The organism is Symplocastrum torsivum (assembly GCF_059505465.1).
The window spans coordinates 32,199-47,654 of sequence record NZ_JCACKQ010000024.1; the positions used below are offsets into that span (position 1 = coordinate 32,199).

General features: G+C 45.6%; 13 protein-coding genes. 7 read left to right on the forward strand and 6 right to left on the reverse strand.

Going from position 1 to position 15,456, the window contains the following annotated elements; all coding sequences use genetic code 11:
- Positions 1-10: 10 nt before the first annotated feature.
- Entirely contained in the window at positions 11-1,735 is a 1,725-nt protein-coding gene (locus AC5JL3_RS08365; protein ID WP_496074049.1) for a S8 family serine peptidase, read from the reverse strand.
- Positions 1,736-2,323: 588 nt separating this feature from the next.
- On the opposite strand from AC5JL3_RS08365, the gene AC5JL3_RS08370 reads away from it, so the two are divergent.
- Positions 2,324-3,382, forward strand: a complete 1,059-nt coding sequence (locus tag AC5JL3_RS08370; protein ID WP_496074050.1) for an XdhC family protein — start codon at positions 2,324-2,326, stop codon at positions 3,380-3,382.
- Positions 3,379-3,984, forward strand: coding sequence for a nucleotidyltransferase family protein (locus tag AC5JL3_RS08375; protein ID WP_496074051.1), 606 nt, complete (start codon positions 3,379-3,381; stop codon positions 3,982-3,984). Before AC5JL3_RS08370 ends, AC5JL3_RS08375 begins: the two co-directional genes overlap by 4 nt.
- A gap of 9 nt (positions 3,985-3,993) precedes the next feature.
- Here the strand turns inward: AC5JL3_RS08375 and AC5JL3_RS08380 are convergent, their stop codons facing one another.
- Positions 3,994-4,359 carry a response regulator gene (locus AC5JL3_RS08380; RefSeq protein WP_496074052.1) on the reverse strand — a complete coding sequence of 122 codons (366 nt, stop codon included), beginning with the start codon at positions 4,357-4,359 and terminating at the stop codon, positions 3,994-3,996.
- A gap of 474 nt (positions 4,360-4,833) precedes the next feature.
- On the opposite strand from AC5JL3_RS08380, the gene AC5JL3_RS08385 reads away from it, so the two are divergent.
- A complete protein-coding gene (locus AC5JL3_RS08385; RefSeq protein WP_496074053.1) occupies positions 4,834-5,667 on the forward strand; it encodes a transposase family protein in 834 nt (277 codons plus the stop codon).
- Between the two features lie 91 nt (positions 5,668-5,758).
- Positions 5,759-6,109, forward strand: coding sequence for a hypothetical protein (locus tag AC5JL3_RS08390; protein WP_496074054.1), 351 nt, complete (start codon positions 5,759-5,761; stop codon positions 6,107-6,109).
- A 199-nt stretch (positions 6,110-6,308) separates the two neighbouring features.
- Here AC5JL3_RS08390 and AC5JL3_RS08395 read toward each other — a convergent pair whose 3' ends face one another.
- Positions 6,309-7,334 (reverse strand): alpha/beta fold hydrolase, encoded by a 1,026-nt coding sequence (locus AC5JL3_RS08395; RefSeq protein ID WP_496074055.1) that lies wholly within the window; start codon positions 7,332-7,334, stop codon positions 6,309-6,311.
- Between the two features lie 243 nt (positions 7,335-7,577).
- On the opposite strand from AC5JL3_RS08395, the gene AC5JL3_RS08400 reads away from it, so the two are divergent.
- Entirely contained in the window at positions 7,578-7,694 is a 117-nt protein-coding gene (locus AC5JL3_RS08400) for a LysR family transcriptional regulator (protein WP_496074056.1), read from the forward strand.
- Between the two features lie 112 nt (positions 7,695-7,806).
- On the opposite strand, the gene AC5JL3_RS08405 is transcribed toward AC5JL3_RS08400, so the two are convergent.
- A complete protein-coding gene (locus AC5JL3_RS08405; protein ID WP_496074057.1) occupies positions 7,807-8,664 on the reverse strand; it encodes an SDR family NAD(P)-dependent oxidoreductase in 858 nt (285 codons plus the stop codon).
- A gap of 150 nt (positions 8,665-8,814) precedes the next feature.
- On the opposite strand from AC5JL3_RS08405, the gene AC5JL3_RS08410 reads away from it, so the two are divergent.
- Positions 8,815-9,717, forward strand: a complete 903-nt coding sequence (locus AC5JL3_RS08410) for a LysR substrate-binding domain-containing protein (protein WP_496074058.1) — start codon at positions 8,815-8,817, stop codon at positions 9,715-9,717.
- 347 nt (positions 9,718-10,064) lie between these two features.
- Here AC5JL3_RS08410 and AC5JL3_RS08415 read toward each other — a convergent pair whose 3' ends face one another.
- Positions 10,065-10,838, reverse strand: coding sequence for an ABC transporter permease (locus tag AC5JL3_RS08415; protein WP_496074059.1), 774 nt, complete (start codon positions 10,836-10,838; stop codon positions 10,065-10,067).
- On the reverse strand, positions 10,831-11,754 hold the full coding sequence (locus AC5JL3_RS08420) for an ATP-binding cassette domain-containing protein (RefSeq protein WP_496074060.1): 924 nt from the start codon (positions 11,752-11,754) through the stop codon (positions 10,831-10,833). Before AC5JL3_RS08420 ends, AC5JL3_RS08415 begins: the two co-directional genes overlap by 8 nt.
- Positions 11,755-12,431: 677 nt before the next feature.
- On the opposite strand from AC5JL3_RS08420, the gene AC5JL3_RS08425 reads away from it, so the two are divergent.
- Positions 12,432-15,263 carry a tetratricopeptide repeat protein gene (locus tag AC5JL3_RS08425; RefSeq protein WP_496074061.1) on the forward strand — a complete coding sequence of 944 codons (2,832 nt, stop codon included), beginning with the start codon at positions 12,432-12,434 and terminating at the stop codon, positions 15,261-15,263.
- Positions 15,264-15,456: the final 193 nt, after the last annotated feature.

The following is a 15,456-nucleotide window of genomic DNA, read 5'->3' on the forward strand; positions in this document are numbered from 1 at the left end:
TTAACTCCTATTAAACAATAATGCCTGTCGAATCGGCTGTTGCAGTGAGGATACTTTCTACTTCATTAGCCGTTAGGTTAGGATTAGCGCTGAAGATGAGAGCTGCAACACCTGCCACATGGGGAGTAGCCATGGATGTACCACTGAAGTATTCGTAGGTATCACCCGGAGTTGTAGACAAGATATTAACTCCTGGAGCAACAACATAATCTAAAGGTATTGAACCCGCATCGTTAGAGAAATCAGCAAGCGTCTTAGTGCTATTTACTGCTCCAACTGCGATACCCCACTCATTAGCAAAGTTACCTGGAAAACCAGGCTGACCTGCGTACTCATTGCCGGATGCCATTACAACAACAGATCCCAGTCCGGCTGCGTATTCAATAGCTACTGCCACCTCATCAACTATCGAAGTTCCACCACCCAAACTTAAGTTAATTACATCAGCTCCATTATCAGCCGCATAAGTAATTCCATTGGCAATATCCGACCACGAGCCAAATCCATCTGCATCAAGTACCCTCACAGGCATGATTAGAGCATCGTAGGCAACGCCCGTAACACCGAAGCCATTATTTTCAGCGGCGATGGTACCTGCGACATGGGTTCCATGACTGTCCAAATCCATGGGGTCATTATCTCCATCTACAAAGTCCCAGCCCTGAAAATCATCTACATAACCATTGTTGTCATCATCCAGTCCATTGCCAGCAATTTCACCGCTATTGACCCAGATATTGTCATCTAAGTCACTGTGATTGTAGTCAACGCCACTATCAATTACAGCTACCACTATTCCTTCACCAGTAAATCCTTCCTCCCAGACTTCTGGAGCATTAATCATGTCTAATCCCCAATTATCTCCACCAAGATTCGGGACATTAGGGAAAGGATTGTTCTCTCCAAGGGCACTGGCTACTGCTGCGGCGGCATCAACCAAACCATAGCCATAGTTGATGTTATAACCGTCAGGAAGTGTGAAAGAACTAGTTGTAATGGTGTAATTGCCAGTAGCCCCCGCACCATAACTGGTAGCTTGGATGACATAGTCAATTCCCTCTTCTACTGTGAAGCTCACTTGGGCATTTAAGCCATCAAAGTCATCGTTGAAGGTGATAATATCTCCGGTGTCAGCATTCACTACTTGCAAGTAGGTATCGAAGGCAGAGGAGTCGAGGCTGACCTGCACGACTTCACCAACATCGGCTCCTGTCAATAGGTAGCCATCGGAGTAGCTACCATCACGGTTGGGGTTATTCGGGTCAGTAACGCTTAGTGTGCCATTGAGGGTCTGGTTATCGCTAATTGGTACCCATAAGCTGTCGTCAGTGCTACTAGTAGTTAGCGTGTACTCACCAGTAGCCCCTGCACCATAACTGGTAGCTTGGATGACATAGTCAATTCCCTCTTCTACTGTGAAGCTCACTTGGGCATTTAAGCCATCAAAGTCATCGTTGAAGGTGATAATATCTCCGGTGTCAGCATTCACTACTTGCAAGTAGGTATCGAAGGCAGAGGAGTCGAGGCTGACCTGCACGACTTCACCAACATCGGCTCCTGTCAATAGGTAGCCATCGGAGTAGCTACCATCACGGTTGGGGTTATTCGGGTCAGTTGTAGTTAATGTACCGTAAAGCGTTTGATTGTTACTGATGGGTGTCGCGGGTATGGCAAAACCCGCATCAGTCTCAACTGGGTTTGAACTTCTTAGGAATTGTTGTGATTGACCTAACATTATGCTTACTCCTAGGTGGATGAAGTAACAGGTTAGGCTCCAATGCGTGTGGAATTGATTTTCACATCTAGTTGAAGCCTTGAGTGACAAAGATTCAGTGCTTCAGTTTGATGCTTGTCAGTGTGAGCACAAGACTGATTACTGAAAAGTTGTTCTATGCCGAAAGTCTTGCACCCCTATCAACTGGTCAGGCACTAGCAGAAGAATTATGCAAGTTGTTGCGAAACTTTACATAAAGAAGGAGTACGAGTCTAACTGTGTCTTCACGCTGATTTGATAGCAAGTTGCAGGTTGTTGTGTAAGGTTAGCCACGAAAAGAAGAAGGTGTTTGAGGATTCTACTTTCATCTTTCCCCTAAAACCCAAAACTAATATCTTTGAACCCTCGTTCCGCACCTTCGACTGTCACACAGACGGCATTAGCTAGTGGCAGTAAATAATTCCCGGAATTGCTAAGTAAAAAGACTCGGCACTTGCTCCTGACTAGAATGATAATCGCAATCAGAAGGGAGGGCAGCGCTCTCGCCTCCCGTCTGGCAGTATGCCTTAACTTATGATCTATTCAACTTATAACCAACAACTAACCACGATGCTTGAGTTTTATCAGCAGTTGGCGCAAGCAATGGTAAAAAGTCCTGTGGTGCTTGCCACTGTAACCCATATCAAAGGGTCAGTACCCAGAGAAGTGGGAGCGAAAATGTTTGTTTGCTCGGATGGTTGTATTGGCGGCACGATAGGGGGTGGTGCTGGGGAGGCAAAGGTTATCACTCAAGCGCTGAAAGTATGGGAGACTGGCGAAAAGCAATTTATTGAAATTGACCTATCAGGCACACAGACTCGTGAGACGCAAGGGGTTTGTGGAGGGAGGATGCAGGTTTGGCTGGAACGTTGGGCAGGGAAAGATGCGATCGCACTCGTTCATCAAATTCTTGATATCCTGAATTCTGGGCAAGCTGGGGTACTCGTTACACCATTTGATGCAGTTGGGTTTCCCTATGTACGACTTTCTTACTCAGATGGAAGGCTAACACAAAGCTTGGAAACAACTATAGAGATGTTATACGCAACATCTTTACATCCCACCGCACTGGTTGAACCCCTCCTTCCTCTACCAACACTGTTAATTATTGGTGCAGGACATATTGCTGTACCATTAGCAAAAATTGCTAAACAAGCTGGCTTTCGAGTCGTTGTGCAGGATGATAGACCAGAGTTTGCTTCAAAAGAGCGATTTCCTGAAGCAGCATTGCTCCTTGCCCTACCGATAACCTCTGCCCTAGATACTTTACCTCCAGCACACCAGCTTTATATTGCATTAGTCACACGGGGAATTCAGCAGGATTTAGAAGCGTTGCGGATTCTGTTGCAGCAACCAACCCAATACATCGGCATGATTGGCAGTGAAAAGCGTGTTCGTACTGTATATCAAAAACTACAACAAGAAGGAATTTTACCAAATATCCTACAGTCCATTCATGCTCCAATTGGTCTAGATATTGGTGCTTTAACTCCAGAAGAAATTGCAATTAGTATTTGTGCTGAATTAATTAAAGTTCGTCGTGGTGGAACGGGTAACTCCCTGTCTCAGAGAAGGCAATTACTTGGTAATAACTTGAGAGAATCGCCTTACATCCAGACGCTTCCATGACATCCATAGAAAAAAACTTTGCGATTATCCTAGCAGCAGGTGCCTCAACTCGTATGGGTACTTGTAAAGCCTCTCTAGCATGGCTTGAAGGGAAAACGTTACTCTCCTATCAAGTAGAGAAATGGTTGATAGCTGGTATTACACCAATTGTAGTGCTTGGTTCTCACAATGCTCATCACCAAAATGATTGTCCACAGGGTAGCCGAGTTGTGATTAATTCTTTTCCTAATCAAGGGAAAACGAGTTCAATTTTGAAAGGATTAAGATTACTTCCTCAAGATTTTGAAGTTGTAGCAGTCTCCGCTGTTGACCAACCTCGGTCAACTGAGGTTTATCAGAAATTACTTAAAGAATATAGAGACTATGCTGCAATGATTACTGCACCCTCATATAAGGGTCGCTTGGGGCATCCATTATTCTTCTCGAATAAGCTACTGCCTTATCTGGAAAACATTCGAGAAGAAACCGCAGGACTTCGCCAAGTTGTACAAGAGTTTTATTCTGTGATTCAGAAAGTAGAATTTGATACTCCAGATGTTCTTGCTGATCTTAATACACCTGAAAGCTACAAAACCTTTTTGGAAAAACAGAATAAAAACTGAATCGGCGTTTTATTCTCGTAACAGATACTGAACAGTACCAACTAACTCCTGTGCTTGGAAAGGCTTAGAGATGTAAGCATCGGCACCTTGCTTGATTCCCCAATACAGATCGAATCGTTCTGCCTTACTAGAGCACATAACCACAGCGAGGTTGTGGGTTTTTTCATCAGATTTGAGCCGACGACAGACTTCGTAGCCATTCATCCGAGGCAGGATGATGTCGAGAACAACTAAATTGGGGCAGGATGATTCAACTTGCTCTAAAGCTTCGACACCATCACGCGCAAAAACGACACTTAGTCCACTGTTCTTGAGTAAGTCTGAAATTAGCTCCCGTTGCGTAAGGCTATCTTCCACCACTAGAACTGTACTCATAACTGTTTAGCTCCTGTGTCTTCTATAAGTAGTTATCTCCAGTTAGGGTGGAAGTTATGCAGCTTTTTTTACTTCTTTCCGCTAGAAGAAAACACTATTCGTATTCCAATCATTGTTAGATGAGGGAGAAGGATAAATGTATGTACCCCGTTTCGATTAACGTTTCAAACAAACTTTACAATGTCCAACCATCTCTAGTCAGTGAATGACAGTACTTCTGCAATAAAGCGATCGCGTCCTCGCTCCGGTCGATCCAGGAGTAGGAAGTGCGTACCCTCTGGAATCGTTACAGTCCTGACATTAGGGGCATTCACCAACTCAGCTTCTAGTGTTCTTAAGTCTTCTGGCTGAAGGGGTGACGAGTAAGCTGAAAGCTTGATTCATCAAGGTTTCTCCTCCATTGACCGACACAAAGATATCAGCTTATTGACAGGCTTGTTGAGAATAGATGTCTCGCCAACAGAGAAGGTGAGAATGATAATCATATCTAAGGGGGAGGGGGCAAGGTACACCTTGCCCTCCCTCCAGAGTTTTTTAGAATCCCGCTCAAACTTTCATGATAAAAAAGAGCGGTTCGTTGTTCTCAACAAAACCGCCCTTCTAAAAATGCTTCCCGAATTGTATCTCAACTGTCTGGAGCCTCAACTAAATGCATCTCAATTACTGACCTTAGAAATGCTGGTGTGGCTGTTGCAATTTCATAAACAGATACGAATTGAAAGATTAGCCGCCTGTTTACCTTTGCCCATCCTGTATGAGAGTCGTCGCCGCCATATACAAAGGTTCCTGATTTTACCGCAACTGAGTATTCCTTTGTTATGGTTTCCTCTAATTAAAAGGATTCTTCTCACTCAAATCCAACCCGGAACTCAGGTGATTGTTCCCTTAGATAGAACCCAATGGAAGCAAAACAATTTGTTCGTAGTCAGTGTGATTTGGGATAAGCGAGCTTGGCCAATTTATTGGCAGTTTATGGAACATTCTGGGAGTAGCAACTTAACTCAACAACAAGCCCTACTCCGTCCGGTCTTACGCTTGCTAAAGTCTTATGAAATTGTAGTTATCGGAGACCGAGAATTTCGTAGCGTGGAGCTAGCCTATTGGCTCAAGCAGAAGAAGGTATACTTCGCTCTACGCCAGAAGCAGGGGAGTTATATCAAGCTCAGGGGGAAAAATTACCAAAAATTGAGCGAATTGGGTTTAGCTCCAGGTATGAAATTGTTTTTCACGCTTGGTCAAGTTCACCAAAAAGAAGGGATTTGGTCAGTTTTCTCTGGCAGCTTACTGGAAGCGCAAGTATCGAGGTAAATGTCCAGATGAGGGATGGTATATCCTGACTAACTTGAAGAGTTTAGAGGCAGCAATAAATGTTTATAAAGCCCGGAGTGGCATTGAGGCCATGTTCAAAGATTGTAAGAGTGGGGGTTACAACTTGGAAGAGTCAAAAGCTGGCGTTGAGCGGTTGACCAACTTAGTGCTTTTAATAGCAATCGCTTATACTTGTGCTGGGTTGCAGGGTCAATTGATTAAGTCCTCTGGGCAGCAAAAATATATAGGTCGCTTGAAAGAATTGAACAGGATAACTCGACGGCACAGCAATTTCTGGGTAGGTTTGTACGGACAGATGTGGATTGCCGCCCTAGAAACCTGTAGCGATTGGGTCAAGAATTTAATGATTATTCGACCGAGTAAGCGAAAATTCTTTCAAAGAGGCTTGAGGGCTATGGCTGTGATCCAAACAGCTTTCTAATTCCCCGGTTGCGTGAAGAGGAAAAAACTCAATCTGGGAGGGCGAGGTATACCTCGCCCTCCCTTCTCTACCGAATGATTATCATTATCAAGAAGAGGGGGTTCAACAGCTCATTCTCAATAAGCCTGTCAATAAGCTGATATCTTCTCGCCGGTCGAGGGGGTAGAAAGCTTGATTTATCAAGCTTTTAGCTTGTTTGTCACCCCTTCAGGTCTTCTGGTCTTGACCAGTGATCGAGTTCGCCTCGAATGTATAGCGTTGGGACACGGATATCTGATGCATCCCAGTACTTTTGCCCTCGTGAGAGGTTGTAGGCTTCCAGTCGAAATGCTCCTGGAAGTCGGACACTCGGCGGCTGGCGAGTGCCACTGGTTGGATCATTATCCAGAGTAATTTGTTGATAGGCTTGCGCTACGGCAGGGTCGCGCCACTGGCTTTTGTCATCTGTCGGAATTGCTCGTGTCCAATTTGCAATCAGTCCATCTGCCGTCGCCTCTCGGTATGCCGCAGCAGTGCGATCAAATTCACCCGGTCGTTCAGGATTCTCAAAGTTTTGGCGATAGTCCCAAGCAGCATTGACCCCATACAGACTATTGAGCATCACCAAATGGCTTACCTTGTCATTATTGCGGCTGGTGTACATCCCTGCCCAATGTCCTCCAGTTGCCCAGCCAACAAGCGCAACACGTTGACTCTGATTTCGAGTACGAATCCAATCCACAACGGCATCAATATCTCGAAGCGCTTCCTCTGAAGTCACGAGTGGTGGGTTTGCTTCTGGAGGTGCATCCAATTGTGCTATCCATGTTGAGCGCTCAAACCCTCGAATATCCATGATATAGATCGGGTGTCCATCCCTTGCCAAGTCCTCAGCAACAGAATAGCCAGGTACATTAACATCAAACGAAGCAAGACCAGCCCCACCTCCACCATGAAGCAGTAGGATAGGCACACGAGTATTGGTTGGGCTACTAGTTGCTCGAACTTCTCGAACAAAGATCTGGATACCAGGATCGCTGGTCACAAAAAAATCTTCTCGTAAAATCTGAGACGGCATTAATGTTGTCAATCCAGCCTGAGAATTTGCCGTTTTTGTCGTAGAATCCTGAGCCGTTATAGCTTGTGGCATCATTTCTACCATGCCGTAAGCGAGTCCACCCAGCAGCACCAGACTGAGCAACCTGGATAACTGTAAAAAATTTTGGGAACGTTTTGGTAATTTCATTTAGCCTCTCCTAATCTCTTGGCAGTTTGTTAATCAGCAATAGGAAACCAGTGAAGCTAGGCATCTACCAGCTCCTGTTAATCAAATCAATTGGCTCTTAAACTTTGGTAATTCAGCTAACGCCAATTGCTTTAGTTATTGAATCGAACTCTCAGCAGTTGGCAACTGACTTATTATGCTAAAAAGAAGCTTTGTGAATGTCCAACACACAATTGATCAACAATTAACACCCTAAAAGTTCAAATGGAATTGCGACATCTCCGTTACTTTGTCGCTGTAGCTGAGGAACTTCATTTCAGTTGGGCAGCACAACGACTTCACATGGCTCAGCAACCGCTCAGTCGTCAGATTCGTGAATGAGAGTCCCAAATTGGTGTAGAGTGCGATCGCCCCTTACCCACATTCTTTCAACTACTCTCCCACCAATAATCTCGATTTCCCTACAGACCATCTCGAAGTACAAGCCCAGTCCTTAAAACGCAACATCCACAGCAATCTCCTGCCAGCGAGTAGCCAAATCCTCCGCAGTAGAAACCTCAACAGCGGCAAGGTTTAACGGATAGTCCACATTGTCTCGTTCGATCCAGCGCGCGGCTGTGAATTGACCATTGCTTGCCCTCAATATAAATCCGGACTCTCGGCATTCTGGAGAAGCGAGATATAACACTCCGGGGGCTACTTGATCGGGTCGCAACTCCTCTGGCTCATCTTGGATGTTCCACATCCGCGTTTTGGCTACCGGCGAAATCGCATTAACGAGAATTCCATGCTCTTTGCCTTCAACCGCGAGCACATTCATCAAACCGATCTGTGCCATTTTTCCCATAGCATAAGGCGCGAGACCACTGAGTGCATATTGCTGATAAATAGCTCTATCCGAAGTCGTAAGCACAATCCGTCCGTAGTTTTGCTGTTTCATAATCGGAAAGGCAGCTTGAGCCAGCCATGTTGGTGCCTCTAAATTAATGCTGATGGCGCGCTGTAGAAAATCAGGAGTCAGTTCTTGCACTGACTGATAGGCGACCCATCCCGCATTGTGGATCAAGATGTCGAGGCGACCAAACTTCAAGAGCGTAGTTTCCACTAGACTTTGGCAGTTATCTCTACTATCAAGGATTACGTTGTTCGGGAACGCAATTCCGCCTGCTTCTTGAATTCTCCTTGCGGCATCAGTCGCCACGTTCGGATCGAATCCGGTTCCATCTTTGTTAACGCCTGCGTCATGCACAACGACACGCGCTCCCCTTTCCGCCAGCAGACCGGCATAGGCTGCCCCCAAACCTCGCCCGCTTCCAGTAATAATCGCTACTTGATCGTCGAGACGAATCACTTAACTTTCTCCTGACTTAAATTCTGCTTCTTAGTAGGTGTATGCACTTCCAAAAACAATGAGACGCGCCTCATATTTCTTACGATAGGAGACAGCTATGTGACTGTCCAATATATATTTGACTAAGATTAATAGGTTAGACATATAAGTGTGATAGAACTACGGCATCTGCACTACTTCATCGCGGTGGCTGAGGAACTACACTTTAGTCGAGCAGCACAGCGGTTGCACATTTCCCAACCCCCGCTCAGTCAACAGATTCGCGGTTTGGAAGATGAACTAGGAGTCAAGCTGTTTGAACGAACGAAGCGGCAAGTGCATCTAACTGAAGCAGGCAAAGTGTTTTTAGAGCGCTCCTATCTGGTGTTAGCGCAACTCGAACAGGCGATCGCAGTGACACAACGGATAGGGCGGGGTGAGGTTGGACAGTTGGCGATCGCCTTTGTCGGATCTGCAACGTATACCGTACTGCCAGATATTTTAAGTGTCTTTCGAGAACAGTTTCCTGCTGTAGAACTGCGATTGCATGAACTGACGACGCAAGAGCAAATTCAAGCCCTGCATCACAAACAGGTTGATGTCGGCATTGTTCGTTCTGCCATCATCGAGCCAGGTTTGAGTGTGGAATGCATTTTGCAAGAATCATTGGTATTAGCATTGCCAGAAACCCATCCGCTCTCTACCCAGACCAAAGTGTCTCTCTCCACTTTGGCTTCGGAATTATTTATCCTATTTCCTGCCAAAATGGGACCCATCTTTTACGAGCAGATTATCAACATTTGTCAACAAGCAGGATTTCATCCGAAAGTCGCTCAAGAGGCAGTTCAGATGCAAACTATCATCGGCTTGGTTGCAGCAGGACTGGGCATCGCTTTCGTTCCCGCCTCCTTGCAAAACTTCCACAGAAGCGGAGTCATTTACAGACCCTTACAAGAGCAGACACCTAAAACCGGACTTTATCTTACTTGGCGGCAGTATGATTCCTCTCCAGTAATAAGAGCATTTCTCAGCTTGGCGCGGAAGACGACACAATCGGAGTTATATAAATCGTGATGATACGTGAGCAGTTAGGGATCAATCACCTCACCTAATAGCCTCCAAGTAATGTCGAGAGCAGTAACCTGAAGCAGCCTAAGTGTTTATTATGCGGAAACTTTCTATATAACTACCCCTTCAGTCGGTGATTATACTTGGCAGTAATCTAGCGAGAGTAAATGACACCTGACGTTCAATCTCTACCTCGGCTTGAGAGTAGCACAATTGTTTGTCTTTTTCGCTTAGGGAGCTTTAGCTCTTTACGACTACATATCGTGTGTCTGCGTAAGTCCTGACCTCTCACTCAAAGGATTTTTGACTTTTGAGTTTTGACTTCCGCAAAGCGGTACTAGTTGTTGCTTAGTTTAATATCCCCCAAGCATTCCTCGCCGTTTTGCCTGCCGCTCTGCGAAACGGAAAACTAGTAACCCTACAGTAAAATACCCAATCCCATTAAGCAAAGCCAATCCAAACTGAGCAAGGTTCAACGCCTCACCTCGTGCCATTAAATCTCGTAGTAACCCCGCACCTGCTGTCATCGGTAGCAGCCATCTAAATACCTGCAATGAACCTGCCCAAGTTTCTGTAGGAGTTGCAATCAAAAACAACAGTCCAAACTGGATGATTCCGATTAGCTGCTGAACCCGCTTGAGCAGTAGCGCTAAAGAACCCATGATAAACGCTAGACCATATGCTCCTAGTAATACTGTAAATAGAGGAAGCAACAATGTTGGCGGAAATTCCAAGCGGCTTCCGGTAAGCGCCATAATAATCAGCACAATGCATACGATAATTGTCAATTGCAGCATTAAGCTAGCGAATGTTCGCATGACAAAGACTTTTGGCGCACCAAACGGTGAGAGAAATAGCTGCTCTAAGGTGCCAGTCTGAGCTTCATATTGTAAGCCCCCAGCAATATCGGTCATAATAAACAGCACCAGACTCCAAAGCACATACCCAACAACGATCGCATCTAGGCGATCGCCAAACTGCAATGAGGGTCCAGCAATATAACGGGCGCTTAAGAATAATCCATAGAAAATAGACGTGGTAATTACGACTCCCCCAATCGCCTCCGTTGGGTAGCGAATAAACTGAATCCAGCTACGCCGCAACTCAGCGAGGAACAGTTCAAGCATTACTTTCTTCTCGCACTAATTTCAAAAAGATTTCTGTGAGGTCAGGCGTGTCCTTTTTCACCTGTACCAGTGGTAAGGGATTGAGGACATCCAGCACTAGATACAGCCCTTCGGGGCTACCTGTGTAAATAACTTTCCCGGCTTGGACTGTTGCGCCCACTTCGCTGAGGGCTTGGACTCGTGAGGCGTTGAGTTCACCTTCTACCTCAATTGTGTAGGCTGTGCCAGAAAACTGTCGGATCAGGTCACGAGTGGGTGAAGAGGCAATGATTTCACCTTTTTGGATAATCGCTACTCGATCTGAAAGCTCCTCTGCAATGTTGAGTTGGTGGGTAGTCAGGAGGATAGCGCAACCTTCTTGTGCGATCGCTTTTACTAAGGCTTTGACGTTCTGAGTCGCTTCCACATCCAGCCCCAAGGTTGGCTCATCTAAGAGTAGCAGTTTGGGTTGATGGATTAATGCCACTGCGATCGCAAGCTTTTGCTGCATTCCTCGCGAAAGCGCTTGAACCCTCGTCCGACGCTTGGCTAAGAGGTCAAATCGCTCTAAAAGTACCCTGCCACGCCGACGAACTTCAGCGCGATTCAGCCCTTTTAACACTCCAAAATATTCCAAGTTCTCCTCTGGTGACAGCCGCCAGTAGAGGTTACGATTACCTTCTAGGACAGCACCCACGAGACGTAAGGTTTGCGGGTTCCCGTGAGGGTCAAGTCCAGCAATTCGCACTCGACCAGCATCCGGTCGAATCAATCCCGCAATCATTTTAATTGTGGTTGTCTTGCCTGCGCCATTGGGACCCAAAAACGCCAGCACTTCACCAGCCGCTAGGGTTAGGGAGACGGAACGCACAGCTTCAACAAGCTTGCCCCCGTATCGGTAAGTTTTTTTGAGGTTATCCACCTCTAGTGCTTTCATACCACCATTATCACTTGGAACTATTAAATAGTGTAAAGCTCTCTCATGATATAGAGGGCAGATGCAAGCTGATGACTTTTGCCTCTACCAATAGGGTTGGTACAAAATCTCTAACGCCCAAAATTTAGGGCATTGCACAAAATCTGTTGAGAAGATAAAGACATTGATTCGTCTCTCTCAAGAAAGAGGTGGAGAACTCTAGAGACGGTAAAAATTCAAGAATAACATCTTGACATAAGAGGCTTGTTGTGTGGAATAAACAAGAGGCAAACTTTGGTAACGCCTTTATGTGGTCAGGCATTGATCCAAAGAAGGTTAAGCAAAGAATACAAATGATTACTAACCAGATTGAGGCGGTTCTACTTAAATTTGAAAGTCAAGTTGACGATACCTCTAACAATCGCAAATAGCTATGTCTATGTTCGGGTGCATCTCCTCAATCGCATGAACGTTAAGACTCTCTATTGATAGTAGTAAGACTTGTTAGAAATCGGTTTACAAGTCTTGTCTGTTTGATACCTCATCTGTCCATTAGACTTACTGTTATCAGAAACTTTCCCTACCAAAATTCATCAGTTAGCTGGAAACGCAAAGAAAAGATTTTAACTTATGCGGGGCAAAAATGCGATCGCACCCTCCCTCTTCAGCAGCGATAAGAGCAAGCCTCAAGTAGTGTAATGACGGATACGCTGGGCAAAATCAAAGAATTCGTTAACTATGCTCGTTCCCTCAAAGGCTATGAAAAGGGTGAGGCACAGGTGTTTTGCGATCGCCTTTTCCAAGCGTTTGGTCATCGGGGATGCGTTGAGGCAGGAGCAAAGCTTGAATATCGGCTGAAGTCGAAAGGGAAGCACACAAAGTTTCCAGATTTAGTGTGGCGTCCAAGGCTTCTTCTAGAAATGAAGAGTCGTGGTGAGAATCTTGAGGAACACATTCAACAAGCTAGGGAATACTGGGATGAGCTTGAACCCAAGCCTCGATATGTTGTCCTCTGCAACTTCGATGAATTCTGGATTTACGACACTACGCTTCAGGTTGAGGAACCCGTAAATCGGGTGAAGTTGGAAGAGTTACCGCAACGATATGCTGCGCTGAATTTTCTCTTCGCAGGAAATAGTGCTGTTGATGATCGCAGGGGTAATTATTGCGAGAATATTCCTCCCAGTGGTGCAGTGCAGTTATTCGGGCGCGAACAGGAACTTGAAAGACTGCATCAGTTGTTGAATCCCTCTGCCCACCTTACCAAGGAGGGAGAACAACAGAATAAGCTGAGGATTGCGGCAATTGTAGGCATGGGCGGCGTTGGCAAAACGGAACTGGCGATGCGATATGCGTGGCAGCATTTACAGGGTTTGGGTGATGGTGCAGGTGGTGTTTGCTGGGTAGATGGCAGAGATAGCGATGTTGGAATTCAACTGGTTAATTTTGCGCGTAGTCTCTTGAACCTGAACCCGCCAGAAGATTGGGATTTACCAACTCAGTTGAAGTACTGCTGGCGAAATTGGCAACCGGGAAACTGGCTGATAGTTATCGATGATGTCACCAACTACAGGCAGCAGGTAAATCCTTATAAGCCGCCAGAATCATCCCAGTTTAAGGTGTTGCTCACAACGCGGGAAGAGTTGGGGCGACCAGTGGAACACTTACCGCTCTATAAATTGCAACCAAAAGCAGCACTGGATTTATTAACGTCTTTGGTTGGTGTTCAACGAATTCAACAGGAATTAGAGATTGCTGAACAACTCTGTCGTCAGTTGCTCGACTATTTGCCCTTGGGGTTGGAGTTAGTGGGGCGGTATCTGGAGCGTGACCCAGATTTGTCGCTCAAGGCAATGCTCTCACTACTGGAGAAAAAGCGGCTCAGACACAGATCGGTTCTCGAAGCTGACTCGACTATGACTGCCCGACTAGGGGTTGCTGATGCCTTTGAGTTGAGTTGGGAGCGATTAGATAAAAACGCCCATGAATTGCGCTGTCTACTGAGTTTGTTTGCCTCTGCTGACATTCTTTGGGATTTGGTGAAACTGACATACAGCAATATGCCTTCTTCGGAAGATGAGGAGATTGAGCTAGACATTCTGGAAGAAGCAAGAGCTGATTTAGTGCGTTTCAACCTGCTACAACGCACAGGAGAGGGAACCTACCGACTGCATCAGCTAATTCGAGAGTTTTTGCGGGAGAAGCGAACACAGTCAGCGCAGGAGAATGACCTCAAACAAGGGTTTGTAGCGGCAATGGTGGAAGTAGCAACACAAATTTCTGACCCCCCAACTCGTCAGCAAATTCAGAAATTTGCTCCTGCTGTACTCCATGTAGCAGAGGTAGCCAAAGACAAAAGTTTATGGAACTTACTGCACGATGAAGATTTAATCGAACCTTTTGCAGGTTTAGGTAGGTTCTACCAAGGTCAAGGATTCTACAAGCAAGCAGCATATTGGCTTGAGCAGTGCTTATCTGTAACTCAAGTCCGTTATGGCTCAGAGCATCCGGATGTAGCAACCAGCCTGAACAATCTAGCACTTCTCTACCATTACACAGGCTGCTACAGTAAAGCTGAATCAATGTATTTACAAGCTTTAGATCTCTACAACCGCTTGCTAGGAGACAAGCATATTGCTCTGGCAAACAGCCTGAATAATTTGGCTGGTCTTTACGCTTCTCAAAGCCATTACAGTGAAGCTGAACCTCTCTACTTAAAAACCTTGGAACTCTTGAAAAACCTGTTGGGCGAGGAGAATCCTAGGCTAGCAAACAGCCTCAACAATCTGGCAGGACTCTACGAGTCTCAAGGACGCTACGTTGAAGCCGAACCCTTGTATCTGCAAGCCTTGGAACTGAACCAGCGTTTGCTGGGAGATGATCATCCGGATACGGTACTCACTCTAGGTAATTTAGGTTCTCTGTACTATTCTCAGGAACTCTACAGTCAAGCTGAACCTCTGTTGGTGCAAGTCTTGGAACTGAATCAGCGTTTGCTAGGAGAAGTTCATCCCCGTGTAATAGCCAGCTTGAATAATCTAGCAGAACTTTATCGTTGCCAAGACCACCACGGTAAAGCCGAACCTCTATTAGTGCAAGCTTTGAAATTGAGCAAAAGTTTGTGGGGAGAAGAGCATCCCAGTGTTGCAATTACCCTGAATAATCTAGGATTATTGTACGAATCTCAAGGGCTGTTTAGTAAAGCTGAACCCTTGTATTGGCAAGCTTTAGCAATGAGGAAACGTTTATTGGGAGAAGACCATTCCAAGGTAGCAACTACTCTGAATAATTTGGCTGGTCTCTACTACTTACAAGAGTTCTATAGTGAAGCTGAATTCTTGTGGATACAGGCTTTAGAAATTTTTGAAAGACGTTTAGGGTCAGGTCATCCTTACACTATTGAGTGTCAAAAAGGTCTTGCAATGGTTCGTGGTGTCCTCAACTCCACAGCAAGAGACTTGCCCAATTTTAAACAGAAAGCAGAGAAAGGTGGTTCCAAAAAGAAGCCCAAAGGTTTTGGCAAAGGATAAGCGCCTAAATGAAGAGGATTGGGAAGAATAGCACTATAGTTGATCGCATATCCCCATCATCAGATTAAAACTACAACAACTGGCTGGTGAGGCGTTTTCCCAACTTTGCCGGGAATCTCAACAGTGGGATTTGCCTGAATGCGATCGCACTTCCTTCTTCAGCAGCGATAAGAGCGATCGCACCCTACTCTTG

What these genes read in the sequence shown, in the direction of transcription:
- AC5JL3_RS08365 (WP_496074049.1), bottom strand. Translation starts at nt 1,735, where the DNA reads ATGTTAGGTCAATCACAACAATTCCTAAGAAGTTCAAACCCAGTTGAG.
- AC5JL3_RS08370 (WP_496074050.1), top strand. Translation starts at nt 2,324, where the DNA reads ATGCTTGAGTTTTATCAGCAGTTGGCGCAAGCAATGGTAAAAAGTCCT.
- AC5JL3_RS08375 (WP_496074051.1), top strand. Translation starts at nt 3,379, where the DNA reads ATGACATCCATAGAAAAAAACTTTGCGATTATCCTAGCAGCAGGTGCC.
- AC5JL3_RS08380 (WP_496074052.1), bottom strand. Translation starts at nt 4,359, where the DNA reads ATGAGTACAGTTCTAGTGGTGGAAGATAGCCTTACGCAACGGGAGCTA.
- AC5JL3_RS08385 (WP_496074053.1), top strand. Translation starts at nt 4,834, where the DNA reads ATGATAATCATATCTAAGGGGGAGGGGGCAAGGTACACCTTGCCCTCC.
- AC5JL3_RS08390 (WP_496074054.1), top strand. Translation starts at nt 5,759, where the DNA reads ATGTTCAAAGATTGTAAGAGTGGGGGTTACAACTTGGAAGAGTCAAAA.
- AC5JL3_RS08395 (WP_496074055.1), bottom strand. Translation starts at nt 7,334, where the DNA reads ATGAAATTACCAAAACGTTCCCAAAATTTTTTACAGTTATCCAGGTTG.
- AC5JL3_RS08400 (WP_496074056.1), top strand. Translation starts at nt 7,578, where the DNA reads ATGGAATTGCGACATCTCCGTTACTTTGTCGCTGTAGCTGAGGAACTT.
- AC5JL3_RS08415 (WP_496074059.1), bottom strand. Translation starts at nt 10,838, where the DNA reads ATGCTTGAACTGTTCCTCGCTGAGTTGCGGCGTAGCTGGATTCAGTTT.
- AC5JL3_RS08420 (WP_496074060.1), bottom strand. Translation starts at nt 11,754, where the DNA reads ATGAAAGCACTAGAGGTGGATAACCTCAAAAAAACTTACCGATACGGG.
- AC5JL3_RS08425 (WP_496074061.1), top strand. Translation starts at nt 12,432, where the DNA reads ATGACGGATACGCTGGGCAAAATCAAAGAATTCGTTAACTATGCTCGT.